Genomic DNA, 22,988 nt, shown 5'->3' on the forward strand with positions numbered 1-22,988 from the left:
TATTTCATGTATAAGTTCGGTGTGATTGGCGGCGGGGCCGCCGGCATCTCTTTTGCGTATAACTTTATAAAAAATAAGTCGGTTAATCATTGCAAAAGGCCGCTTTCCCTGACGGTTTTCGACAAGCAGGGATTTAAAGGCGGTATGGCATACAGCAGCGATTTTGACAGCCATATATTAAATATGACGCCGGAAAATATGTCGGCGGATATTTTCGACGAAGCGCACTTCGTTGATTGGATCGCCATGCATTTCCCGCAGTTTTGTCAGGATCGTTATCCGCCGCGCTGGCTGTATCGGGAATATCTCGATTTTATTCGCGACATGACGATATATATGGCGGCGGACAGTAACGTAGCGCTGAATTTCGTGACCGCCGAAGTGAATGCCATCGCGCCGCACGAGGCCGGCTACCGGCTGACCACCGCCTGCGGCGGCGCCGAGCAGATGAACGCGCTGGTGCTGTGTTCGGGGCACAACCCGCCGGAATGCCTTTACCCAGTGGATGGGGTGATCGCTTATCAGGCTCATCAGGATCTGCCGCCGATCAACCCTTATTCGAGCATCGGCGTGATCGGCTGCAGCCTGACGGCGATTGACGCCATCGTTGAACTGATGGAGCGCCTGGGAGCGACCGACATCTGCGCCCTGTCGCGCTCGGGCCTGTTCCCCAGCGTGCAGCCGGCGCTGATGCGTCCGCCGCCGGAGGCGTTTGTTGAGGCGCTGCGGCGCTTTGTCGCCGGCCGCGATTTTATTGACGCGCATCAGCTGGTGCATGCGATCAACGCCGCGCTGGCGCGCCACTATCCGGGGCCGGAGCGGCTGACGGTGCTCTCGGCGCTGGGGGAAAGGCGCGATTGCTACCGCGATCTGGCGGACAGCCTCGATCGCGCGCGCTTTGCCAGGGAGCATATCTGCAGCTATCTGGCGGCGATCCACCCGGCGGTGTGCGCCGCCTGGGTCAAGATGGATGCCAACAACCGGCAGGTCTTCATGCGCTTTTACAACTCCTCCTGGATGCGCAATCGGCACGCCATGCCGATCAAGAATGCCTACAAGATCGTGGCGGCGCTGGAGAGCCAACGCCTGCGCGCCTGCGGCGGCCTGGTGGATATCAGCAAGGCAACGGACGGGTTTATCCTTCGTTGCCATGAGTCGCGGGTGCGCGCGCAGTATCTGTTCAACTGCACCACGCCTTCCTATCAACTGCCGCCCAACCGCCTGAGCCAGCAGCTGCTGCAAGACGGGCTGGTGCAAGAGAACCTGTTCGGCGGCGTGAAGTGCAACCCGCATACGCTGAAAATCGCCGACCGACGCGGCCGTGAGCAGCATCTCTACTCGCTCGGCGCGCCCGCCAAGGGCGATCTTTTTTATACCTCGGCGATGGAATCCATCACGCGGGATATCAGCAAAATCGTGTTCAACAACCCTATTTTCAATGCAAAGAAGGCTGAAGTATGAAAAACGTAGCGCTCTTTGTCGGCAACGACATTTTCTCCTGGCTGGTGTGTCAGGATCTGATCGCCGCCCTGAAAGGCGAGTGTGCTTTTACGGTGTATTTCCCCCTGGCGAAAAGCGGCGGCCGCATCCAGGAGCTGGCGGTTCGCCGCCTGGGGCTGTACGAGCGCGAGGTGCTGAACGATTTTGTGTTCCCGTTCGTTGGCCGCAACGCCGCCGCCTGTGAGGGTGCCTATCAACCGCCGGCCCTGTTCCTGGCCGCCGCCGGGGTCAAAGCGCATCGCGTTCTCGACATCAATGACGCCACGTTTATCAGCAGCCTGGAGCATATGGACGCGGTGATCTCCCTGCGCTGCTATCAGAAATTCTCCGCCGACTATGTGCGCGCCTTCAGCCGACGCGGCAAGCTGCTGTGGAACCTGCACCCCGGCGACTTGCCGCGTTATCGCGGGGTGATGACGCTATTCCGCGCAATGATGAACGGTGACAAGGGCTGTGCGGTGACGCTGCATGAAATGGATGAGCACTGGGACGCCGGCCCGGTGCTCGCCCGTCTGCGCGCCGAGCTGCGTCACGATCTGTCGTTCCTGGAAAACATGATGTTGCTGGGCGTGCAAAGCGGCGCCTTCCTGGCGCGCCAGCTGATGCGGGCGGAACGGCGCGAAGCGATAGCGGCGGAAAAGCAGGGTGATTCGCGCTATTGGGGCTTCCCGGACGCACAGACGCTGGCGCGGGCGGAACAGGCGGGCATTGAGCTGGTGGATCACGACGCCGTGCGCGAGCAGTATCTGGGGCTGTTCGTCGGCGATCGTTTCCACCCGCTGGCGGGGCAGTTCTGCGCCGGGTTCGATGACTTCGTGCGGGCGCACGGCCATGATTGAAATGTTAATCGTTCTGGGTGCCGGTTTTCTGACCGGCATCACCACCATTCTGTTCGGCTTCGGCGGCGGCTTTGTGGTGGTGCCTTTTGTCTATCACCTGATCTCCGCCTCGGGCGAGCAGCCCGGCCAGGCGATGCATATTGCTGTAGCGACCTCGACAGCGGTGATGATCCTCAACGCGAGTTATGCCACCCTGACCAACTGGCGCAGCGGCAACCTGCTGCGAGAAACCATCGTACCGCTGATCTTTTTCATCGGCATCGGCGCGGCGCTGGGCGCGTTCGCCTCCTCGCTGCTGGCGGACGGCGTGATCCGCTGGCTGTTTGTGGTCTATATGGCGGTGACCATCGCAGACTGTCTGTTCCGCCGGGGCTTCCTGACCAAACCGGCGCGCGCTGAACTGTCTCCCGCCACGTTGTGGGGCGGCGGGCCGTTGATCGGCGGCATCGCCACGCTGCTGGGGGTGGGTGGCAGCGTGATGACCGTGCCGCTGCTGCGTCGCCATGGTTACGACATGAAATATTGCGTCAGCGCCGCCAACCCGCTGTCGATCCCGGTGGCGGTGATCGGGGCGCTGATGTATATCGTGTTGGGGTGGCGCGAGATGAGTGGGCCGCAGTATCTGGGTTACGTCAATCTGAACATTCTGGGGCTGCTGGTGGTAGCGGGGGTTGCGGGGATCGTGTTTGCCAGGCGCTGTTTGCCGAAGGTGAGCGACGCGCTGCATGCCAAAATCTACGTGCTGCTGCTGATCGCCGTGCTGATCGCCATCTGCCTCTGAGACAGAAAGGGCGGCCGGATGCCGCCCTGAAAACCGCTTAACGGTGGTATTCGCCCGCCGCTTCCGGCTGGTACAGCAATTCCAGCACTTCAATCCGCGCTTCTTCACCGTTCGGCAATTGCCAGGAGATCTGCTTGCCGACGTGCATGCCGAGCAGCGCTGCGCCCAGCGGCGCCATCACCGACAGCTGATCGTGGCTGTCTTTCAGCGAGGCTGGGTAGACCAGCGTGCGCACATGCTCTTCATCGGTGTGCAGATCGCGAAAACGCACGCGGCTGTTCATGGTCACCACGTTGGCCGGCATTTTCTCCGGCGGCAGGATTTCCGCGCGATCCAACTCGTCGTTCAGCGCGGCGGCGACGTCGGTGTTGGCAAAGGCCGGTTGTTCCAATAGCGCATCCAGGCGTTCCGCATCCAGCTCATTAATAGTAATGATGGGTTTGGTCATTCCACTCTCCAGTCAAATCAAAGGGCGCCAGTCTGTGCGCCCATAAATTCGGAAAAACAACACAAAGCAACACCCCCGCGCCAGAGGAGCGGGGGTGTGGGTAATGTCGATTTGTCCCATTGATAGTAGGCGGTTGGGGCGAGAAAAGAAAGAGATCCCGATCACGAAGGCTTTTATCGTCAATCGAGACAAAAAAAACCGTTAGCCGGGTTATGTATTTGTTATCTCATTCACTTTTTCGCCGTAGCGCCGTTTTGCGAAATGGATCTCCGCGCGTCATTCGATTTCCACTTCGAACTGGAAAAAACCGGTCTCCACAGAAAATCTTGCCGGGGGTAGGGTAAAGACATCACAGAAAGCGGGTTATTCAGGTGATGCGCTTTACGGCTTACTGATTAATGTGGGATCTAGGGGTACTGAAAAGTGAATGATGGATCTGCTTCGATAAAAGAAATTGAACAATCCGATATCAGCGAAGCCGGTGAGATCACCGCTCGGGTGCTGGCGGATATTACCGCGATGCTGAATGCTGAGAATATTTATACCAATGCGGTGCAGCAACAGATGCTGGAATCGCATATTCGCGCCATGGTGCTGCGCTCAATAACCGGTGAGCCGTTGCCGGAGGTGGATAAATCATTGTTCGACGAAATTTCCGCCGAGTCCATGCAAATGGCGGAGCGCGTGGTGGATCAGTTTGGCACATTGCCCATCGAAGAGGCCTATTTGCTGTCCGTGCACTTCGAAGTGGCGAAAGATAATAACGCATAGCGGTTAACGCATCGATTTCAATCAGGAGAATATACCATGGGTCAAATTACCGTAGTGATCGGCGATCGTTTGGGCAAAGGGCAAAAAGTCGGCCAGGGCGTTGAAAACGCAGGCGGAAAAGCGGTGGTCATCCCCGGCGTGGCGGCGGATATGAAGCTGGGCGACGTCATGAAAGCGGAAAACGCGCAGCTGGGCATCTCTTTTTGCGGCAGCGGCGGCGCCGGTGCGATTACCGCGCAAACCAAATACGGCTACAAGGCCAAATACGGCATGCGTTCGGTGGAAGAGGGCGTGACGGCAATTAACGAAGGCTGCAACGTGCTGGGTTTCGGCTTTATGGATAAAGAAGAGCTGGGCCAGAAACTGGTGGAAGCCTACGTCAAAAAACATGGCAATCCATAATGAAAGAGCAATATACCACATCGGTGAAGGTGGAGGGTAAAGGCGACAGCAAAGCGAAAGCTTTTGCTTCCGCCTTGGCTAATGTGCAGGGCGCGGTATTAAAGTCCACCAACAATATTCTGCTGCGCATCGAGCCGCAGGACGTCAGCGTAGTGAAGGCGGAAGAGAAAATAACTAAAGAGAAATTTCTTTTCTTCTTTTTGCCGCGTGAAAGAAAGAGCTATGCCGTTTCTCTGGAAATAACCGTGAACGTAACCATTATCAATACCGAGAAGGTTGTCTTCGTCACGAAATAAAAACGTTAGCATAAATGAAAGGGTATACTGATGTTTTTAATCATCTTATTTAAATCGATTATTATCGGTGGGCTGGTGGGGGTCGGCGTAGGGGCCGGCGCCGCACGCATGTTCCACGCGCCGACAACACAGGGCATGGGGGCGTTTCGCACCCTGGGCGAGCTGAACTCCTGCGAGGGCGATCCGGCTTCCCACTTCTCATTCGGTCTGGGCTTCTTCTTCAACGCCTGGGCGTCTTCCGTGGCGGCGGGCTCCTTCACGCAGGACGTCGATCACCGCATCATCCCCCACTGGGGCGCGGCGGCCCTGATGGTCAAGAACCGCAATCTGGCGCAAACGCTGCACGATCCGAAAAAAATGGCTATCGCCTGCGGCATCATCGGCATGCTGGTGGTGGCCTTCCTCAATACCACCGCTTCCGCCGTGCCTGCCGCGCTGCAGGTCACCGCGATCAAGGTGCTGGTGCCGGCGGCCAACCTGCTGGTGAACACCGTGATGCCGGTGATCTTCTGGCTGGCGGCGATCGACGCCGGGCGCCGTTCCGGCTTCTGGGGCACCATCTTCGGCGGCCTGGCGCAGCTGATCATGGGCAACGCCGTACCGGGCCTGGTGCTGGGCATTCTGATCGGCAAGGGCGTGGAAGAGAGCGGCTGGAACAAGATCACCAAGATCATGATGGCGGTGATCGTGCTGCTGTTCGTGCTGAGCGGCTTCTTCCGCGGCTTCGATATGAAAGTTCTCGAGTCCTTCAGCCTCGGCGTGCCGGGCTGGCTGGACGCCATTCACAACACCCTGAGCGGTAAATAAGGAGCGGGATGATGGAAGAGCAAACCCAAAAAGGCTTCTGGTACGCCGACTGGTCATTCCCGATTTTTGTTGGCCTGCTGTCCTCCGGCGTGTTCGCCGGGACGCACATGTACTACCTGTACGGCATCGGCGCCTTTAACGAAGTGGCCTTCGTCTCCATGCTGCGGGCGGGGATGGATACCGGCGTATACGGCGCGGTGGCGGCGTTCGGCGCCAGCTTCCTGTTCGCGCGCATCATCGAAGGCTCGCTGGTGGGCATCCTCGACATCGGCGGCGCGATCCAGACCGGCGTCGGGCTGGGCGTACCGGCGCTGCTGCTGGGGGCCGGGATTGTGTTCCCGGTCGCCAACTTCGCCGCGTCACTGGCCACCGGTCTGATCATCGGCCTGGCGATCGGTTACGTGATCATCCTGGCGCGCAAATTCACCATCAATCAGAGCAACTCCACCTACGGCGCGGATGTGATGATGGGCGCGGGCAACTCGTCGGGCCGTTTCCTCGGGCCGTTGATCATCCTGTCGGCGATGACCGCTTCGATCCCGATCGGCATCGGTTCGCTGCTCGGCGCACTGCTGTTCTATATCTGGGGTAAACCGATCACCGGCGGAGCGATCCTCGGCGCGATGATCCTGGGGGCGATCTTCCCGGTAGCCATTTCTTAAGAGGCCTGCGCCAGGCGCCGCCCGAGGCTGCGGCGGCGCCCGGGCTAACAGGAGCAATGCGGTATGTATGACTTAGTAATCAGAGGCGCCAGACTGGCGGACGATACGCTGATCGATCTGGCGGTAAAGGACGGCAAAATAGCCTCGGTGGGGCGGCTGGCGGCGGACGTCAGCGCCGTTCGCCAGCTGGATCTGGCGGGCAACTGCCGCCTGAGCGCCGGTTGGATCGACGCGCACGTGCACTGCTATCCCGAATCGCCGATTTACCATGACGAGCCGGATCGGGTCGGCGTCGCCAGCGGCGTCACCAGCGTGGTCGACGCCGGCAGCACCGGCGCCGACGATATCGACGCCTTTTATCAGCTGACGCGCAGCGCCAAAACCAACGTTTTCGCCTTCCTCAACATCTCGCGCATCGGCCTGCTGCGGCAGAACGAGCTGGCGGAGTTGACGGATATCGACAAGCGCGAGGCCGGCCAGGCCATCGCCAATCACCCCGGTTTCATCATCGGCATCAAGGCGCGCATGAGCAGCAGCGTGGTGGGGAAAAACGGCACCCGGCCGCTGGTGTTGGCCAAAGAGATCCAGCAGGAAAACCGCCAACTGCCGCTGATGGTGCATATCGGCAACAACCCGCCGGATCTGGACGACATCGCCGATCTGCTGACCCGCGGCGACATCATCACCCACTGCTACAACGGCAAACCGAACCGCATTCTGACGCCGGCGGGCACATTGCGCGAGTCTATCCAGCGCGCGCTGCGGCGCGGCGTGTTGCTCGACGTGGGGCACGGCACCGCCAGCTTCAGCTTCGAGGTGGCGCGCCAGGCGATCAAACTGGGCATTTTGCCGCACACCATCAGCTCCGATATTTACTGCCGCAACCGCATGAACGGGCCGGTGCATAGCCTGGCGACGGTGATGTCCAAATTCTTCAGCGTCGGCCTGACGCTGCCGCAGGTGATCGCCTGCGTGACGGAGAACGCCGCGTCGGCGCTGCAGCTCAGCGGCAAAGGGCGGCTGGAGCCGGGCTATGACGCCGATTTCACGCTGTTTGAACTGCGCCGCGAACCGCAGGTGTTCGCCGACGCCGAAGGGCAAACCGCCGAGGGCGAACGGCTGTTGGTGCCGCTGGCTGCGGTGGTGGCCGGGGAAATCCTATTAACCGAACAAGGGGAGGCAAGCCATGTCTTCGATTTATGAAAAATACGGTTTGAAGCAGGTGATCAACACCTCCGGCCGCATGACCATTCTCGGCGTTTCCACGCCGCGCCAGGACGTGATCGACGCCGTTGATTACGGCCTGAACCACTATTTCGAAATCAAGGATCTGGTCAACAAGACCGGCGTCTACATCGCCGATCTGCTCAATGTGGAGGACGCGGTGATCGTTTCCTGCGCCTCGGCGGGGATCGCCCAGTCAGTGGCGGCGGTGATCGTTAAAGATAACGCCAATCTGCTGGTGAACCTGCACTCGGCGCCGATCGCCGTGCCGCGCGAGATCGTGCTGCCGCGCGGCCACAACGTCAACTTCGGCGCGCCGGTGGACACCATGGTGGCGCTGGGCGGCGGCAAGGTGGTGGAGGCGGGCTACGCCAATGAATGTTCGCCGGAGCAGATTGAAGCCTGCATCACGCCGCAGACGGCGGCGATCCTGTACGTCAAATCGCACCACTGCGTGCAGAAAAGCATTCTGTCCGTCGAACAGGCGGCGGTGGTGGCGCGTAAACATAACCTGCCGCTGATCGTCGACGCCGCGGCGGAAGAAGATCTGATGTGTTACTACCAGATGGGGGCCGATCTGGTGATCTACAGCGGCGCCAAAGCCATCGAGGGGCCGACCAGCGGCTTGGTTATCGGCAAGAAACAGTACGTCGAGTGGGTGAAGCTGCAGTCCGGCGGCATCGGCCGGGCGATGAAGGTCGGCAAAGAGGGCATCCTCGGCCTGACGCAGGCAATTGAAAGCTATCTGACGCTTGAGAAAACCACCGGGCAACAGATGGTGGCGCGGATGACGCCGTTCCTCAACAGCCTCAACACCCTGACCGGCGTCAGCGCCAAAACCGTCTGGGACAGCGCCGGCCGCGATATCGCCCGCGCCGAGATCACCTTTGATGAGGCGGTGCTGGGGCGGTCGACCTATGACATCGTTCAGGCGCTGAAAACCGGCGACATCGCCATCTACTTCCGCGGCTACAAGGCCAACGAGGGCAAGATTGAGGTCGACGTGCGCAGCGTCGACGAGCAACAGCTGATGACCGTCTTTAGCTGTATCAAGAACCTGTTTACGGAGAAACAAGCATGAAGCTGCAGCCTAACTACTATCGCGACCGCGTCTGCCTGAACGTGCTGGCCGGCTCCAAAGCCAACGCGCAGGACATTTACGCGGCGGCGGAAGGCCATGTGCTGGTGGGCGTGCTTTCCAAGAACTACCCGGACGTCGACAGCGCGGTGACCGACATGCTGCGCTATGCGCGCCTGATTGAAAACGCGCTGTCGGTCGGCCTGGGCGCCGGCGATCCGAAGCAGTCGGCGATGGTTAGCCTGATCGCTCAGCAGGTGCAGCCGCAGCACGTTAACCAGGTGTTTACCGGCGTCGGCGCCAGCCGCGCGCTGCTGGGCCAGAACGACAGCGTGGTCAACGGCCTGGTGTCGCCGACCGGCCGCGTCGGCTGGGTGAAGATCTCTACCGGCCCATTGAGCGCCGCGGCGCCGGACGGCATCGTGCCGGTGGAAACCGCCATCGCTTTGCTGAAGGACATGGGCGGCAGTTCCATCAAGTATTTCCCGATGGGCGGCCTGAAGTGCAAGGACGAATACCAATACGTCGCCAAGGCCTGCGCCGAGCATGATTTCATGCTGGAGCCGACCGGCGGCATCGATCTGGAAAACTACGAGCCGATCGTTGAGATCGCCCTGGCGGCCGGCGTGAAACGCGTGATCCCGCATATCTACAGCTCGATCATCGACGCCGCCAGCGGCGACACGCGTCCGCAGGACGTGAAAACCCTGCTGGCGATGACCAAAAAGCTGGTGGGTTGAACGCGTAATGGGATGAGGTAAACGCTGGGAGGCGAAGGTTTTCCCGTGGCGCGGCATGCCGCGCCGTTACCTATACTGAGGATTACTATGCGAAACTGGCAGGTTCCAACCCGACGCACCGCGTTGTTCCTGGCGCTGCTGGCCGTGACCGGCCCGGCGCTGCATGCTGAGGATGCAATGAACTCCACGTCATCTCATTTCGCCTATATCGGCACCTACAATCCCAACGGCGAAGGCGTTTACCGGGTGCAGGTCGATCCGGCCAGCGGCGCGCTGAGCCACGCCACGCTGGTCAGCAAAGTGCCGAATCCGGCGCAGCTGACGCTGAGCGTTGACGGCAAGACGCTGTATGTCGCCAGTGAAGTGGCCGACTTCAACGGCGGCAAACACGGCGGCATCACCGCTTACCGGGTCAATCCGGCCGATGGCGCACTGACGCAGCTCAACCAGGTAGATTCGCAGGGGGCAGGGCCGGTGTATCTCTCCTCGACGCCGGACGGCCGCCATCTGCTGGTGGCGAACTATGTCAGCGGCAGCGTGGCGGCTTTCCCGATTGAAGCGGACGGCAGCCTGGGCGCCGCCAGCTCGGTGCAGCAACAGCAGGGCCCGGCGGGCGCGGCCAAACCGGCGGCGGCGGTGAACGGCAGCTTCGCCATCAGCGATCACAATGGCCCGCATGCCCATATGATCGCCAGCGATCCGAGCGGCAAGTTCGTGTTCTCCACCGATTTGGGGTTGGATCGCATCTACCAATGGCGCTTTGACACCGCGAGCGGCCGGCTGACGCCGAACGATCCGCCGTGGATCGCCGCCTCTTCCGCCGGCGCCGGCCCGCGTCATTTTGTGTTCCACCCGGACGGCGACACCGTGCTGCTGGTGAACGAAGAGGCCTCGACGTTGACCAGCTACCGTTTTGATCGCCAAAAAGGTACTCTGAAACAACTGCATGCGGTTTCCGCGCTGCCCGCCGACTATCAGGGCACCAGCTTCGCTTCGGGGCTGGCGCTCAGCAAGAACGGCGACACGCTGTACGTCGCCAACCGGCTGCATAACAGCATTGCCCAGTTCAGCGTGGGCGCCGGCGGCGAGTTGAAACCGGTGGCGGAAACCTGGACCCGCGGCGATTATCCGCGTTCGCTGGCGCTGAGCCCGGATGGCCGCTATCTGTATGCGCTGAACCAGCGCAGCGATAACGTCACCCGCTTCAGCGTCAACCCGACGGACGGCAAACTCAGCTTTGTGGGCGGCTATCTGCCGATCGGCAGCCCCTCGCAAATGGCGTTCCTGCCGCCAGCGAAGTAACCCGTGGCCCGCCCGGTTCGCCGGGTGGGCCGCCTGATTGACGGACACAGAATGGTGCGATTTCCTTACCCGCGTTTGGCTTACTTGTTCGATGCTTTGCAAACCGAGACTTTGCCGCAGGATGAGCTGGCGAAGCGTTTCGCCGTGTCCACCCGCACGGTGCGGGCGGATATCACCGCGCTGAACGAGATCCTGGACAAATACGGCGCGCGCTTCGTGCATAGCCGCGGGGCCGGCTATCGCCTGCAGGTCGATAATGCCGCGCTGTTCAGCGCCCTGCAGCATCAGGAACGCCGTAAACAGGCCACCCCGCGCAGTGCGCAGGAACGGGTGCATTATCTGCTGGTGCGTTTTTTGACCTCAGCCTTCTCTCTCAAACTGGAAGATCTGGCCGACGAATGGTTCGTCAGCCGCGGCACGCTGCAAAACGACATGGCTGAGGTGAGAGAGCGTCTGGCGCACTATCAATTGACGATCGAAACCAAGCCGCGCTACGGCATGAAGCTGTTCGGCGCGGAGATGGCGATCCGCGCCTGCCTGACCGATCTGCTGTTCCAGCTGCAGCTGGCCGACGCCGAGAACCCGTTGCTCAACAACGAGATCCTGTTGCAGCCGCAGGTGGCGGCGTTCGCCGGATTGCTGCACCCGCTGTTGTCGCAATACGCCATTCGCCTGACCGACGAGGGCGAGCAGTACCTGATCTTCTACTGCGCGGTGGCGCTGCGGCGCATCAACGACGGTTATCCGCTGCCGGACTTCGAGGTGGAGGACGGCGACGAGGCGGTGCGTCAGGTGTCGACCCGTCTGGCGGCGGAGCTGCGCGCGGCCTCCGGCAAAGAGATCTCGATGGCCGAAGAGGCCTATCTGCGGGTCAACATCGCCGCGCGGCGCGTGCAGGACGTGCAGCCGACCGAGATCAACGCCGACGATGAAGAAGCGCTGGTGGACTACATCCTGTCCTACATCAACGCACACTATAACTACAATCTGCAGGGCGACGAGCAGCTGCGGGCCGATCTGCTCACCCATATCAAGACCATGATTACGCGGGTGAAATACCAGATCAACATCCCCAATCCGCTGCTGGCCAACATCAAGCAGCACTATCCGATGGCTTACGACGTGACGCTGGCGGCGGTCTCCAGCTGGGGCAAGTACACGCCTTATACCCTGAGTGAAAACGAGATCGGCTATCTGGTGTTGCACATCGGCGTGGGGCTGGAGCGGCATTACAACATCGGTTATGAACGCCACCCGCAGGTGATGCTGGTGTGCGACACCGGCAACTCGACGGTGCGCATGATCCAGGCGCAGATTGCGCGCAAGTACCCGCAGCTGGTGATGACGCGCATCGTTTCGCTGCGCGATTACGAGATGCTCGCGCACATCGACGAAGACTTCGTGATTTCCAACGCCCGCATCGGCGAGAAGAACAAGCCGGTGGTGGTGATGTCGCCGTTCCCGACCGATTATCAGCTGGAACAACTGGGCAAATTGGTGCTGGTGGATCGCACCAAACCGTACATGCTGGAGAAGTTCTTCGACGCCGAACATTTTATGGTGCTCAACGAGCCGCTGACGCAGGCGGAGCTGTTCAGCCGGGTGTGCGGCCAGCTGGAGCGAGAAGGGTATGTCGGCGCGGATTTTTATCCGTCGGTGGTCGAACGCGAGGCGATCGTTTCCACGCTGCTGGGCGAGGGCATCGCGCTGCCGCATTCGCTGGGGCTGCTGGCGAAGAAGACCGTGGTGGTGACGCTGCTGGCGCCGCAGGGTGTCGCCTGGGGGGAAGGTGAGGTTGCGCACGTGATTTTCCTGCTGGCGATCAGCAAGAGCGATTATGAAGAGGCGATGGCGATCTACGAGCTGTTCGTCACCTTCGTGCGTGAACGTTCAATGAGCCGCCTGCTGGGCAGCGACAGCTTCGACAGCTTCAAAGCGGTGGCGCTGGACTGCCTGAGCCGAAGTTGAGGGGCTAATCCGCTTCCGGCAGGAACAGGGCCGGGGGCAGATTGAAACGCTTGGCCAGCGCCATAATGTGCGGAATGGTCAGCGATCTTTTGCCGTTCAGGATTTGGTTAACCAACGACTTTTTACCGATCTCATGTTCAAAATCACTTTGGCTGAGTTGGTGCTGTTCCATAAGGACGCGAAGCGCGGCTACCCCCTGTGGTAACTGGGCGATATGCTGGTTGAATGCGGTAAATTCGGCGCTGTTGTCTTCATATTCGGCGATCTTTTTTGCCAGCATGTCAATCAGCGGATGGCGTTCATCGTTTTCCAGCAGGTATTCCACCAATTCGAGCGCTTCCCGGTAGTCTTGCTGAGCGCGGCTGCCCTGCAACAAGGGCACGGCGCGCAGTAGCGCATCGGCCGCCTTAATGGCATCTGTAATCATGATGAACTCCTTCGATAGTGCTGCATCAGCTTGTCGTATTCGGCGTGGCTAACGATATGCTTTATGAAGACTTTCTGTGTCTCGAAGCTGGCAAAGAACAAGATCCGCAGGTGGTTGCCGCCGACGTCAATGACCCACCATTTCTCTTTGTATTTCATACGATCGAGCGAAGGAAAAAGCGCTTTTAACTCGTCCGGCGTGCGGAACTCGCCCCGTCGCAACGCTTTATAAATGGCCTCGAGAGCAGTGGCTTCATTGGGATATTGTTTCGTTGCGTTATTGAACGGTTCCCTGGAAATGATATGCATCGTTCCTTCGATTCCTACCCGGTGAACATTATAGCGACTGCCGGTGAAGTTCACAAATTGTAAACTTTCCGTTGTCCCACAAGCAAAGCGTGGGGAAACACCCGCCTGTTGTCTGTTTTTGCGTTACACACTATTGCGATTACCAAATCCATGATGTGAATTTACAGGCGGTTACGGCTGATTCTGGAAGCGGATTCGCAAAGTGAGAAACGGGAGGGCTACGTTATGGGAGGGGCGGAGGAACACATGCGCCGAGGCGACGCATGGGGAGAGTTTCAGCGACTAATCTTCATCAAACCCGGAGTTGAACAGCTCGACCACTGCCGCCAGCGCGTTGACTTCGTCGGGGCCGGTCGCTTCGACTTCGATATGCCGGCCCTGGGCGGAGTCCAGCATCAGCAGCGCGATGACGCTGCTGGCTTCGGCCTCGGTGCCGCTTTCGTTGCGCAGCATCACCTCGGCATCGAAGCTTTGCACCAGTTCGAACAGTTTCATCGCCGGGCGCGCGTGCATGCCCAGCTTGTTTTTGATTTCAACCGTCTGTTTGACCGTCATTGTTTACGCTTTTCCAGCGTGCGGTGGCGCGACTGCACGTTCTTGCCGCGCGAGCGGAAGTAATCGGCCAGCTGTTCCGCCACGTACACCGAACGGTGCTTGCCGCCGGTACAGCCGATGGCGACCGTCAGGTAGCTGCGGTTGTTGGTTTCCAGCATCGGCAGCCACTGTTCCAGATAGCTGCGGGTCTGGTAGATGAAGTTGTGCACTTCGGTATGGCGATCGAGGAACGACGCCACCGGTTTGTCCAGGCCGGTCATCGGCCGCAGCTTCGGATCCCAGTGCGGGTTCGGCAGGAAGCGCACGTCGAACACGTAGTCGGCGTCGATCGGGATGCCGTGTTTGAAGCCGAAGGATTCGAACACCATGGTCAGTTCGCGCTCGCGCTTGCCCAGCAGGCGGGTGCGCAGCATTTCGGCCAGTTCGTGCACCGACATTTCCGAGGTGTCGATAATCAGGTCCGCCCGCGAGCGCAGCGGTTCGAGCAGATCGCTCTCTTCGTCGATGGCGCTTTCCAGCGACAGGTTTTTGCTGGAGAGCGGGTGCAGGCGGCGGGTGTCGCTGTAACGGCGGATCAGCGTGTTGCGATCGGCGTCGAGGAACAGCAGCTGCGGCGAGAAGCTGTCCGGCAGCTGAGTCATCGCGTATTCGAACACTTCCGGTGATTCCGGCATGTTGCGCACGTCGATGCTGACCGCCGCGGAGATATTGCGTTCCGCCAGCGTATTGGCGAGCTGCGGCAGCAGCACCACCGGCAGGTTGTCAACGCAGTAAAAACCCATGTCTTCCAGCGCCCGCAAGGCGACGGATTTTCCGGAACCGGAACGGCCGCTGACAATCATCAGCACCATGTGGCAACTCCCCTGGCATCGCGGCGGCGTTCATCGCCACCGTTAAACTTTGTTATTCCGGCCGCAGCCGGATCCATCATCGTAAAACAGTATCGTTATCCGGGCTGGAAGTCACGCCGGCCGGGCATCACTCGGTGATGATTTGGTAAAGTTCTTCGTCGCTCTGCGCGGCGCGCAGGCGGCGGCATACGGTTTTGTCGGCCAGGCGTTTGGCGACCAGCGACAGCGTATGCAAATGGGTTTTGCACTGATCGGCAGGCACCAGCAGCGCGAACAGCAGGTCGACCGGCTGGTTGTCGATAGCGTCGAAAGCGATGGGTTGGTCGAGACGGATAAACACGCCAACGGCCCGCAGTGTGTCCTCTTCCAGTTTGCCGTGGGGAATGGCGATACCGTTGCCGATACCGGTGCTGCCCATGCGCTCCCGGGTGAGAACCGCGTCAAACACCACCTGCGAAGGCAGGTTGAGCTGTTTGGCGGCCAGTTCGCTGATAATTTCCAAAGCCCGCTTCTTGCTGGTGCAGTGTACCGAGCTTTTGGTGCACTCGATGTTTAACACCGAGCTTAATTGCATATATTCGTTGTTCATCTCATCTTCACTTAAAACCGCGCCGCCGGGCGAACCCGGCAAGGCGGTTTTTCGTCGGTTTTAACCCTGATTACCGTTCGGCGCGTCACCCATGCGGGTCACGCGCCGAAGGGTGAGGCGGCGACGGATGCCGCCTCATGGAATGGGTTAGGGTGTCAGTGTTGCTTCAATTTGTCTTTATGTTTGTTCAATTGACGTGCCAATTTGTCGATCAGCGTATCAATTGCGGCATACATATTCTCGTCTTCCGAGGTGGCGTGCAACTCGCCTCCATTCACGTGCACCGTTGCTTCCGCAATTTGCTGCACTTTTTCCACACTTAATACAACATACACCTGATTGATGCGATCAAAGTACTGTTCGAGTTTGGCGAACTTGTTGTTCACGAACTCGCGCAACGGATCGGTGATTTCGATGTGGTGTCCGGTAATGTTGAGCTGCATAGTGTCTTCCTTCTCAATAGAGGTCAAACCAACTGTTTACGCTGGTTCGACGGCGGGATGGACAAAGACTCTCGGTACTTGGCGACGGTGCGCCGCGCCACGATGATCCCCTGATCGGCGAGCAGGGTGGCCAGCTTGCTGTCGCTGAGTGGTTTGGCGGGGTTTTCCGCCGCAATCAATTTCTTCACCAACGCGCGGATCGCCGTCGAGGAGGCTTCGCCGCCGCTGTCGGTATTCACGTGGCTGGAGAAGAAATATTTCAATTCGAAAATGCCGCGCGGGCTGTGCAGAAACTTCTGCGTGGTGACGCGCGAGATCGTCGATTCATGCATCTCCACGGCCTGGGCGATATCCGCCAGCACCATGGGTTTCATAAACTCTTCGCCTTGCTCGAAGAACGCCTGCTGTTGATCGACGATGCAGCGGGTGACCTTCAGCAGCGTCTCATTGCGGCTCTCCAGGCTTTTAATCAGCCACTTGGCTTCCTGCAGGTTGCTGCGGATGAACTGGCCGTCGGCTTCACTGCGGGCGCTGTTGCCCAGCGCGGCGTATTGCTGATTGATCTTCAAACGCGGCACGCTGTCGCCGTTGAGCTCGACCGTCCATTTGTTCTGCGTCTTGCGCACCAGCACGTCCGGAATCACGTATTCCGATTCGCCGGTATTGATCGACTGCCCCGGGCGCGGATCGAGCGACTGAATCAGCAGCATCGCTTCTTTCAGTGTATCTTCTTTTAGCCGGGTTGATCGCATCAGGCTGCGAAAGTCGTGGTTGGCCAGCAGATCCAGATGGTCGCTGATGATCAGCCGCGCTTCGGCCAGGTAAGGGGTGTCTTTGGCGTATTGGGAGAGCTGCACCAGCAGGCAATCGCGCAGATCGCGCGCGGCGACGCCGATCGGATCGAAACGCTGCACGCGCTTCAACACCGCCTCGACTTCCTCGAGGGTCACGTTTTCGTCGCCCAGGCTTTCCAGAATGTCTTCCAGCGGCACGGTGAGATAGCCGGTGTCGTCCACCGCGTCGACGATGGAGGTGGCGATGGCGGCGTCGGTATCGGAAAACGGCGTCAGATCCACCTGCCACATCAGGTAATCCTGCAGCGTTTGGGTGGTCTCGCCCTGATAGACCGGCAGCTCGTCGTCGCTGTAGTCGGTGCCGGTGCCGGACGGCGTGCCCGCGGTATAGATTTCATCCCACGTGGCGTCCAGCGGCAGCTCTTCCGGCATGTCTTTCTGCTCCAAGGCCTCGCGGGTATCGAGCCCCTCGGTCTCCTGGGTTTCTTTGGCGTCGATTTCGTCGTGCAGATCGGTCTGTTCAAGCAGCGGATTGCTCTCCAGCGCCAGCTGGATCTCTTGCTGAAGCTCAAGCGTGGACAACTGCAGCAGGCGGATCGCCTGCTGGAGCTGAGGAGTCATGGCCAGCTGTTGACTGAGCCTGAGTTGCAAACCTTGCTTCATAGTTTTCTGTCTACTTCCGTTAACGGTGTCGCCCCGCAGGGCGCGCCGGCGCTTAGAGGCGGAACTCTTCGCCCAGATAAACGCGTTTAACCTGCTCGTCGGCCAGAATAGCATCCGGCGTGCCGTGGGCAATCAGTTTGCCCTGGCTGACGATGTAGGCGCGTTCACATACGTCCAGCGTCTCGCGCACGTTGTGGTCGGTGATCAGCACGCCCAGGCCGCTGTCACGCAGGTGCTCGATGATTTTTTTGATGTCGATAACGGAAATCGGATCCACCCCGGCGAAGGGTTCGTCCAGCAGAATGAATTTCGGGTTGGCCGCCAGCGCGCGGGCGATTTCGACGCGGCGGCGTTCACCGCCGGACAGCGCCTGGCCGAGGCTGTCGCGCAGATGGGAGATATGGAACTCTTCCATCAGCTCCTTGGCGCGGTCTTCGCGCTGTTCGCTGGTGAGGTCGGGGCGAATCTCCAGCACCGCCATCAGGTTGTCGTACACGCTCAGGCGGCGGAAGATCGACGCTTCCTGCGGCAGGTAACCAATACCGCGGCGCGCGCGGGCGTGCAGCGGCAGCAGGCTGATGTCTTCTTCGTCGATCACGATGCGCCCGGCGTCGCGCGGCACGATGCCGACCACCATGTAGAAGGTGGTGGTTTTACCCGCACCGTTCGGGCCGAGCAGGCCGACGATCTCGCCGGATTTCACTTTCAGGCTGACGTCTTCGACAACTTTACGGCCCTTGTAGGCTTTCGCCAGGTTTTCTGCGATGAGTGTTGCCATAAGTGATTAGTTACTCTTTTTTTGCTCGTTTTTGTCTTGCAACTGCGACGGTACCAGAACCGTTGTCACGCGTTTGCCTTTATCGCTAAACGCCTGCATTTGCTGCTGTTGCACCAGATAGGTGATGCGATCGCCTTTCACGTTGCTGTCGAGCTGCTCCAGATAGGCGTTGCCCGTCAGGGTCACCAGCTGGGTCGCCACGTCGTAACGCACTTTCTGCGCGTGGCCTTTGACCGGCTTGCCGCTGTCCTGCATCTGGTAGAAGGTTACCGGGTTGCCGAACGCTTCAATATAGGTCTTATTCTGATCCCCGCCCGGGCGGGTGACCACCACCTTGTCGGCGCGAATATCGATGGTGCCCTGTTTGATCACCACGTTGTCGGTGAAGGTGCTGACGTTGCTTTGCATGTCCAACGACTGCTTGAGCGAGTCAATGCTGACCGGCTGGCTGGAGTCGGATTTCAGCGCCAGAGCGGGGGCGCTGGCGGCCAAAACTAAGCTGCCGAGCAACAGGTTACGGAGTTGGTTTTTGGTTCTGAATTTCATAGTTGGTCTTAACCTTATCAATCAGCTCAGCGGTTTTGGTCCGCAGGTTCCCACGCATTTTCATGCCGTTAGAGGTAAAATTGGTCCCGTAAAGCGTGACTTCGTCATCGGAGGTGACGTCCTGGGTGACCAGGTTTACCTGAGCGTTGTCCGTCTTAATTTTTTCCAGCTGCGAGGTGGTGGTCAGGCTGTTCACCTCGACGTGACCATACAGATACAGCATTCGGTCTTTAGTCAGTTTGGCGCGATCGGCGCGAACTGACCAGGTGGCCACCGCATTCTCATCGAACAGCGTCATCACTGGCTGGGTGAACCAGCTCAGCTCGCCGGCGGTGTAATACTTCGCGTCTTCCGCCACCAGTTTGTAATTCAGCTTGCCGGCCGGGTTGTACACCACGGTGACCGTGTGCTGGCTCTGGTAGGTCGGATCCTGATCGTTGACCGGGCCAGGGGCCGTGTCGTCGCTGAAGTCCGTCATGTTCCAGCCGATCAGCGCCAGAACGATCACCGTCAACAGGATGGTGATCCACAGTTTGGTTTTACTCATATCGACAGCCCTTTGGCGTCCTCCAGCTTATTTTGAGCCAAAAGAATGATGTCGCACAGTTCGCGCACCGCGCCGCGGCCGCCGGCAATGCGGGTGACGTAGTGGGCGCGCGGCGTCAGCAGCGGATGGGCGTCCGCCACCGCGACCGCCAGGCCGACCTGCGCCATCACCGGCCAGTCGATCAGGTCATCGCCGATATAGGCGACCTGATCCGCCGTTAACGACAGTTTATCCAACAGTTCGCGGAAGGCCAAAAGCTTATCGGACTGCCCCTGATACAGATGGGTGATGCCGAGCGTCTGCGCGCGGTCCTCCAGCAGCTTGGCGGAGCGCCCGGTGATGATCGCCACCTCGATGTCTGAGGTTTTCAAGCAGCGGATGCCGTAGCCGTCGCGCACGTTGAACGCCTTCAGTTCTTCACCGTTGTTGCCCATGAAGATCAGGCCGTCCGACAGCACGCCGTCAACGTCGCAAATCAACAGGCGGATGTTCCCGGCACGCGCCATAACCTCTTGTTCTACCGGCCCGTAGCAGGTTTCTACCATACCCATTCCGTTCTATTCCTTAATTAAACGACGCCGGCGCGCAGCATGTCATGCATATGTACCACACCCAGCAACTGGTCGCCATCGGCAACCAGCAGCGCGGTGATGTGGCGTTGTTGCATCAGGTTCAATGCATCGACCGCCAGGAGGTTGGGGCGCACCCGCACGCCGCCCGGCGTCATGACATCGGCAATCTTCGCCTCGTGCAGGTTGATGCCCATGTCGAACACCCGGCGCAGGTCGCCATCGGTAAAGATGCCGGCGATTTTCATCAGATCGTCGCAGATCACCGTCAGGCCCAGATTTTTGCGGGTGATTTCCAGCAACGCGTCGCGCAACGAGGCGTCGGCGCTGACGTGGGGGATTTCATCGCCGCTGTGCATGATATCGCTAACCCGCAGCAGCAGTTTGCGGCCGAGTGCGCCGCCCGGATGCGACAGCGCGAAATCTTCCGGCGTGAAACCGCGCGCTTTCAGCAGCGCGACGGCCAGCGCATCGCCCATCACCAGCGTGGCGGTGGTGCTGGTGGTCGGCGCCAGCCCCAGCGGGCAGGCTTCCTGCGGCACCTTGATGCACAGGTGGATATCCGCCGCTTTACCCATCGAGCTTTCCGGATTGTTAGTCATACAGATGAGGGTGATCTGTTGGCGTTTCAACACCGGGATCAGCGCCAGGATCTCGCTGGACTCGCCGGAGTTGGAGATGGCGAGCACGATGTCCTGCGGGGTGACCATGCCCAAATCGCCATGGCTGGCCTCCGCAGGATGAACGAAGAATGAGGGCGTGCCGGTGCTGGCGAAGGTGGCGGCGATCTTGCAGCCGATGTGGCCGGATTTGCCCATGCCCATCACCACCACTTTGCCGCCGCAGGCGGCGATGGTTTCGCAGGCGCGGGTGAAGTCTGCGTTGATGTAGCTGTCGAGCTGAGCCAGCCCTTCACGCTCTATCTGAAGCACTTCTTTGCCGGCCTGTTGAAAATCGAAGCCCGGTTGCAACTCAATGTTCGACATACTCATTCCCGTCGGTTTAGCCGAAAGTACTGAAAGGGTTAAAGAACAGCACCGCAAGATACGCAATAAAGCCGCATAATAACAGCGCGCCCGCCAGGTGGCCGATGCGATGTTTGCGGCCGATGCACAGCACGCTCAGCAGCACGCTGGCCGCCAGCATCACCCAGTAATCGCGCTGGAAGGCGGCGGTGTCTACGCTGCCCGGCGACAGCAGGGCGGGTACGCCCAGCACGATCACCGTGTTGAAAATATTGGAGCCGATGATATTGCCAATCGCCATATCATCCTCGCCCTTGAGCGCCCCGGCGATGGAGGTGGCCAGTTCGGGCAGGCTGGTGCCGATGGCGATAATGGTCAAACCGACCACCAGTTCGCTCAGACCGAAATAGTGCGCGATCACCGTCGCGTTATCGACCACCATTCTTGAAGAGAGCGGCAGAATGATAAACGCCAGCACCAGCCACAGCACGGCCACGGTATTGCTGCTGTCCTGCGGCAGCTCGGCGATCTGCTCCATGGTCAGGCTGTCGCTGCCCTCGCGCTGCGCCAGCCGGGCGATTTTCAGCATCAGCAGGATGAAGCCGGCGGCGGCGGCCAGTAGCAGCACGCCGTCCAGCCTGCTCAGGGTGCCGTCCACCAACACGAAACCGCATAATACTGTGACCGCTAACATCAGCGGCAGTTCGCGCCGCAGTATCTCAGAGCGCGCGGCCAGCGGGTGAATCAACGCCGCCACGCCCAGGATCAATAAAATGTTGGTGATGTTGGAACCTAATACGTTGCCAACGGCCATATCTATCTGCCCGTTCAGCGCGGCGGTGGTGGACACGATCAGCTCCGGCAGCGAAGTGCCGATGCCGACGATGGTCATGCCGATGATCAGCGGCGGTACGCCGAGCGAGCGGGAAATCACGGCAGCACCATAAACTAAGCGGTCTGCACCGTACACCAGTAGAAATAAACCAACGATTAATAATGCTATCGCGAGAAACATGCAGGGTCCTTTGTCGGGTATTATCCCGGTTCGTTGGTTAAAGCCGTCAATGCGGCGGTATTGCTTGCCCTCCGTTGCGCGCGTTTGAGCCGCAGCAACGGTTTTCCCCGGCTAATAGTTGAACAGTTTCGTTTTTTTTCGTTATGGCGCCAATTTTGACCGGGTGGCGCGGAAAAGTAAAACCAATGGCACCATTGGTTGCGAAATGGCAGTAAGTTTTTGTAAAGATGAGACGGATTGCGCCCATTGCTTTAACATCACGGGTAGATTCAGCAAAAGATGAGTCGTAAAGGGTCCATTAACATGCTCCAAAAGGCAGATAATTTGGTCGAAGTGCGCGACATGAGCTTCTCGCGCGGCGACCGACGGATATTTGAAGACATCAACCTGACGGTGCCCCGCGGTAAGGTCACGGCGATCATGGGGCCATCAGGCATCGGCAAAACCACGCTGCTGCGCCTGATCGGCGGCCAGCTGGCGCCGGACAGCGGGGAGATTTGGTTCGACGGCGACAACATTCCCGCGTTGTCCCGCCGTCAGTTATACGACGCGCGCAAAAAGATGAGCATGCTGTTCCAGTCGGGCGCGCTGTTTACCGATTTGACCGTATTCGAAAACGTGGCCTACCCGCTGCGCGAGCACAGCAACCTGCCGGAGCCTTTGTTGCGCAGTACGGTGCTGATGAAGCTGGAAGCGGTGGGGCTGCGCGGCGCGGCCCAGCTGATGCCCAATGAGCTTTCCGGCGGCATGGCGCGCCGGGCGGCGTTGGCGCGCGCGATCGCGCTGGACCCGGAGATGATCATGTTCGACGAACCCTTCGTTGGCCAGGATCCGATCACCATGGGGGTGCTGGTCAAGCTGATCGACGAGCTGAACCATGCGCTGGGCATTACCTGCATCGTGGTGTCGCACGACGTGCCGGAGGTGCTGAGCATCGCCGACTACGCCTACATCGTGGCCGACAACCGGGTGATCGCCGAAGGCACCACGCAGCAATTGCAGAACAATCCTGATGCGCGCGTGCGCCAGTTCCTGGATGGTATAGCGGATGGGCCGGTGCCGTTCCGCTATCCGGCCGGGGATTATCAGACCGAACTGCTAGGCTTAGGGAGTAAATAAG

28 protein-coding genes are annotated in these 22,988 nt (G+C 59.6%); 14 read left to right on the forward strand and 14 right to left on the reverse strand.

Annotated features, from left to right (window positions below; all coding sequences use genetic code 11):
* The first annotated feature begins 6 nt into the window (after positions 1-6).
* Genes ACJ8OK_RS19535 through ACJ8OK_RS19545 form a run of 3 tightly spaced genes read left to right on the forward strand, consistent with a single transcriptional unit; the run spans position 7 to position 3,120 of the window.
* Positions 7-1,461: an FAD/NAD(P)-binding protein gene (locus ACJ8OK_RS19535; protein ID WP_442530859.1), complete on the forward strand. Its 1,455-nt coding sequence runs from the start codon at positions 7-9 to the stop codon at positions 1,459-1,461.
* The gene (locus ACJ8OK_RS19540; RefSeq protein ID WP_442530861.1) at positions 1,458-2,339 is read left to right on the forward strand and encodes a formyltransferase family protein; all 882 of its coding nucleotides are present in this window, start codon (positions 1,458-1,460) and stop codon (positions 2,337-2,339) included. Before ACJ8OK_RS19535 ends, ACJ8OK_RS19540 begins: the two co-directional genes overlap by 4 nt.
* On the forward strand, positions 2,332-3,120 hold the full coding sequence (locus ACJ8OK_RS19545) for a sulfite exporter TauE/SafE family protein (RefSeq protein ID WP_235363161.1): 789 nt from the start codon (positions 2,332-2,334) through the stop codon (positions 3,118-3,120). The genes ACJ8OK_RS19540 and ACJ8OK_RS19545 overlap by 8 nt, the downstream gene beginning before the upstream one ends.
* Before the next feature lie 37 nt (positions 3,121-3,157).
* On the opposite strand, the gene rnk is transcribed toward ACJ8OK_RS19545, so the two are convergent.
* Positions 3,158-3,568, reverse strand: coding sequence for a nucleoside diphosphate kinase regulator (rnk, locus tag ACJ8OK_RS19550; RefSeq protein ID WP_004936993.1), 411 nt, complete (start codon positions 3,566-3,568; stop codon positions 3,158-3,160).
* A gap of 444 nt (positions 3,569-4,012) precedes the next feature.
* On the opposite strand from rnk, the gene ACJ8OK_RS19555 reads away from it, so the two are divergent.
* The 10 genes from ACJ8OK_RS19555 to ACJ8OK_RS19600 all read left to right on the forward strand — a co-directional run bounded on the left by ACJ8OK_RS19555 (position 4,013) and on the right by ACJ8OK_RS19600 (position 12,818).
* Entirely contained in the window at positions 4,013-4,339 is a 327-nt protein-coding gene (locus tag ACJ8OK_RS19555; RefSeq protein ID WP_089192640.1) for a glycine dehydrogenase, read from the forward strand.
* Between the two features lie 36 nt (positions 4,340-4,375).
* A complete protein-coding gene (locus ACJ8OK_RS19560; RefSeq protein ID WP_004937000.1) occupies positions 4,376-4,741 on the forward strand; it encodes a glycine-rich SFCGS family protein in 366 nt (121 codons plus the stop codon).
* Positions 4,741-5,037 carry a DUF4312 family protein gene (locus ACJ8OK_RS19565; protein WP_004937003.1) on the forward strand — a complete coding sequence of 99 codons (297 nt, stop codon included), beginning with the start codon at positions 4,741-4,743 and terminating at the stop codon, positions 5,035-5,037. The genes ACJ8OK_RS19560 and ACJ8OK_RS19565 overlap by 1 nt, the downstream gene beginning before the upstream one ends.
* A 30-nt stretch (positions 5,038-5,067) precedes the next feature.
* Positions 5,068-5,844, forward strand: coding sequence for a DUF4311 domain-containing protein (locus tag ACJ8OK_RS19570; RefSeq protein ID WP_004937006.1), 777 nt, complete (start codon positions 5,068-5,070; stop codon positions 5,842-5,844).
* Positions 5,845-5,855: 11 nt separating this feature from the next.
* Entirely contained in the window at positions 5,856-6,506 is a 651-nt protein-coding gene (locus tag ACJ8OK_RS19575; protein WP_004937013.1) for a DUF4310 family protein, read from the forward strand.
* 63 nt (positions 6,507-6,569) lie between these two features.
* The gene (locus ACJ8OK_RS19580; protein WP_004937015.1) at positions 6,570-7,709 is read left to right on the forward strand and encodes an amidohydrolase/deacetylase family metallohydrolase; all 1,140 of its coding nucleotides are present in this window, start codon (positions 6,570-6,572) and stop codon (positions 7,707-7,709) included.
* Positions 7,693-8,811, forward strand: a complete 1,119-nt coding sequence (locus ACJ8OK_RS19585; RefSeq protein WP_442530863.1) for a DgaE family pyridoxal phosphate-dependent ammonia lyase — start codon at positions 7,693-7,695, stop codon at positions 8,809-8,811. The genes ACJ8OK_RS19580 and ACJ8OK_RS19585 overlap by 17 nt, the downstream gene beginning before the upstream one ends.
* The gene (dagF, locus tag ACJ8OK_RS19590) at positions 8,808-9,548 is read left to right on the forward strand and encodes a 2-dehydro-3-deoxy-phosphogluconate aldolase (protein ID WP_033648993.1); all 741 of its coding nucleotides are present in this window, start codon (positions 8,808-8,810) and stop codon (positions 9,546-9,548) included. The genes ACJ8OK_RS19585 and dagF overlap by 4 nt, the downstream gene beginning before the upstream one ends.
* Before the next feature lie 87 nt (positions 9,549-9,635).
* A complete protein-coding gene (locus ACJ8OK_RS19595) occupies positions 9,636-10,850 on the forward strand; it encodes a lactonase family protein (protein ID WP_033632011.1) in 1,215 nt (404 codons plus the stop codon).
* Positions 10,851-10,901: 51 nt separating this feature from the next.
* The gene (locus ACJ8OK_RS19600) at positions 10,902-12,818 is read left to right on the forward strand and encodes a BglG family transcription antiterminator (protein ID WP_033632012.1); all 1,917 of its coding nucleotides are present in this window, start codon (positions 10,902-10,904) and stop codon (positions 12,816-12,818) included.
* A 4-nt stretch (positions 12,819-12,822) separates the two neighbouring features.
* Here the strand turns inward: ACJ8OK_RS19600 and ACJ8OK_RS19605 are convergent, their stop codons facing one another.
* The 13 genes from ACJ8OK_RS19605 to ACJ8OK_RS19665 all read right to left on the reverse strand — a co-directional run bounded on the left by ACJ8OK_RS19605 (position 12,823) and on the right by ACJ8OK_RS19665 (position 21,868).
* Positions 12,823-13,245: a helix-turn-helix domain-containing protein gene (locus ACJ8OK_RS19605; RefSeq protein WP_004937031.1), complete on the reverse strand. Its 423-nt coding sequence runs from the start codon at positions 13,243-13,245 to the stop codon at positions 12,823-12,825.
* Entirely contained in the window at positions 13,242-13,553 is a 312-nt protein-coding gene (locus ACJ8OK_RS19610) for a type II toxin-antitoxin system HigB family toxin (RefSeq protein ID WP_004937033.1), read from the reverse strand. Before ACJ8OK_RS19610 ends, ACJ8OK_RS19605 begins: the two co-directional genes overlap by 4 nt.
* A 282-nt stretch (positions 13,554-13,835) precedes the next feature.
* Positions 13,836-14,108 carry a PTS phosphocarrier protein NPr gene (npr, locus tag ACJ8OK_RS19615; protein WP_004937034.1) on the reverse strand — a complete coding sequence of 91 codons (273 nt, stop codon included), beginning with the start codon at positions 14,106-14,108 and terminating at the stop codon, positions 13,836-13,838.
* The gene (gene rapZ / locus ACJ8OK_RS19620) at positions 14,105-14,959 is read right to left on the reverse strand and encodes an RNase adapter RapZ (protein ID WP_015379177.1); all 855 of its coding nucleotides are present in this window, start codon (positions 14,957-14,959) and stop codon (positions 14,105-14,107) included. Before rapZ ends, npr begins: the two co-directional genes overlap by 4 nt.
* Positions 14,960-15,086: 127 nt before the next feature.
* Positions 15,087-15,548, reverse strand: coding sequence for a PTS IIA-like nitrogen regulatory protein PtsN (gene ptsN / locus ACJ8OK_RS19625; protein WP_016930212.1), 462 nt, complete (start codon positions 15,546-15,548; stop codon positions 15,087-15,089).
* Positions 15,549-15,703: 155 nt separating this feature from the next.
* On the reverse strand, positions 15,704-15,991 hold the full coding sequence (gene hpf, locus ACJ8OK_RS19630) for a ribosome hibernation promoting factor (protein WP_004937038.1): 288 nt from the start codon (positions 15,989-15,991) through the stop codon (positions 15,704-15,706).
* Positions 15,992-16,014: 23 nt separating this feature from the next.
* Positions 16,015-17,448, reverse strand: a complete 1,434-nt coding sequence (rpoN, locus tag ACJ8OK_RS19635) for an RNA polymerase factor sigma-54 (protein WP_021505109.1) — start codon at positions 17,446-17,448, stop codon at positions 16,015-16,017.
* A 52-nt stretch (positions 17,449-17,500) separates the two neighbouring features.
* The gene (gene lptB / locus ACJ8OK_RS19640; RefSeq protein WP_004937040.1) at positions 17,501-18,226 is read right to left on the reverse strand and encodes an LPS export ABC transporter ATP-binding protein; all 726 of its coding nucleotides are present in this window, start codon (positions 18,224-18,226) and stop codon (positions 17,501-17,503) included.
* Positions 18,227-18,232: 6 nt separating this feature from the next.
* The gene (gene lptA, locus ACJ8OK_RS19645) at positions 18,233-18,772 is read right to left on the reverse strand and encodes a lipopolysaccharide ABC transporter substrate-binding protein LptA (protein ID WP_004937045.1); all 540 of its coding nucleotides are present in this window, start codon (positions 18,770-18,772) and stop codon (positions 18,233-18,235) included.
* Positions 18,741-19,319: an LPS export ABC transporter periplasmic protein LptC gene (gene lptC / locus ACJ8OK_RS19650; RefSeq protein ID WP_004937047.1), complete on the reverse strand. Its 579-nt coding sequence runs from the start codon at positions 19,317-19,319 to the stop codon at positions 18,741-18,743. Before lptC ends, lptA begins: the two co-directional genes overlap by 32 nt.
* Positions 19,316-19,870 carry a 3-deoxy-manno-octulosonate-8-phosphatase KdsC gene (gene kdsC / locus ACJ8OK_RS19655; RefSeq protein ID WP_021505108.1) on the reverse strand — a complete coding sequence of 185 codons (555 nt, stop codon included), beginning with the start codon at positions 19,868-19,870 and terminating at the stop codon, positions 19,316-19,318. The genes lptC and kdsC overlap by 4 nt, the downstream gene beginning before the upstream one ends.
* A gap of 17 nt (positions 19,871-19,887) precedes the next feature.
* Positions 19,888-20,874 carry an arabinose-5-phosphate isomerase KdsD gene (gene kdsD, locus ACJ8OK_RS19660; protein ID WP_033632015.1) on the reverse strand — a complete coding sequence of 329 codons (987 nt, stop codon included), beginning with the start codon at positions 20,872-20,874 and terminating at the stop codon, positions 19,888-19,890.
* A gap of 16 nt (positions 20,875-20,890) precedes the next feature.
* Positions 20,891-21,868 carry a calcium/sodium antiporter gene (locus ACJ8OK_RS19665; RefSeq protein ID WP_033632016.1) on the reverse strand — a complete coding sequence of 326 codons (978 nt, stop codon included), beginning with the start codon at positions 21,866-21,868 and terminating at the stop codon, positions 20,891-20,893.
* 303 nt (positions 21,869-22,171) lie between these two features.
* On the opposite strand from ACJ8OK_RS19665, the gene mlaF reads away from it, so the two are divergent.
* On the forward strand, positions 22,172-22,987 hold the full coding sequence (gene mlaF, locus ACJ8OK_RS19670; RefSeq protein WP_004937055.1) for a phospholipid ABC transporter ATP-binding protein MlaF: 816 nt from the start codon (positions 22,172-22,174) through the stop codon (positions 22,985-22,987).
* The last annotated feature ends 1 nt before the right edge of the window (position 22,988 follow it).

It is taken from the genome of Serratia sp. CY71090 (genome assembly GCF_052166845.1).
Classification (GTDB): domain Bacteria; phylum Pseudomonadota; class Gammaproteobacteria; order Enterobacterales; family Enterobacteriaceae; genus Serratia; species Serratia nematodiphila.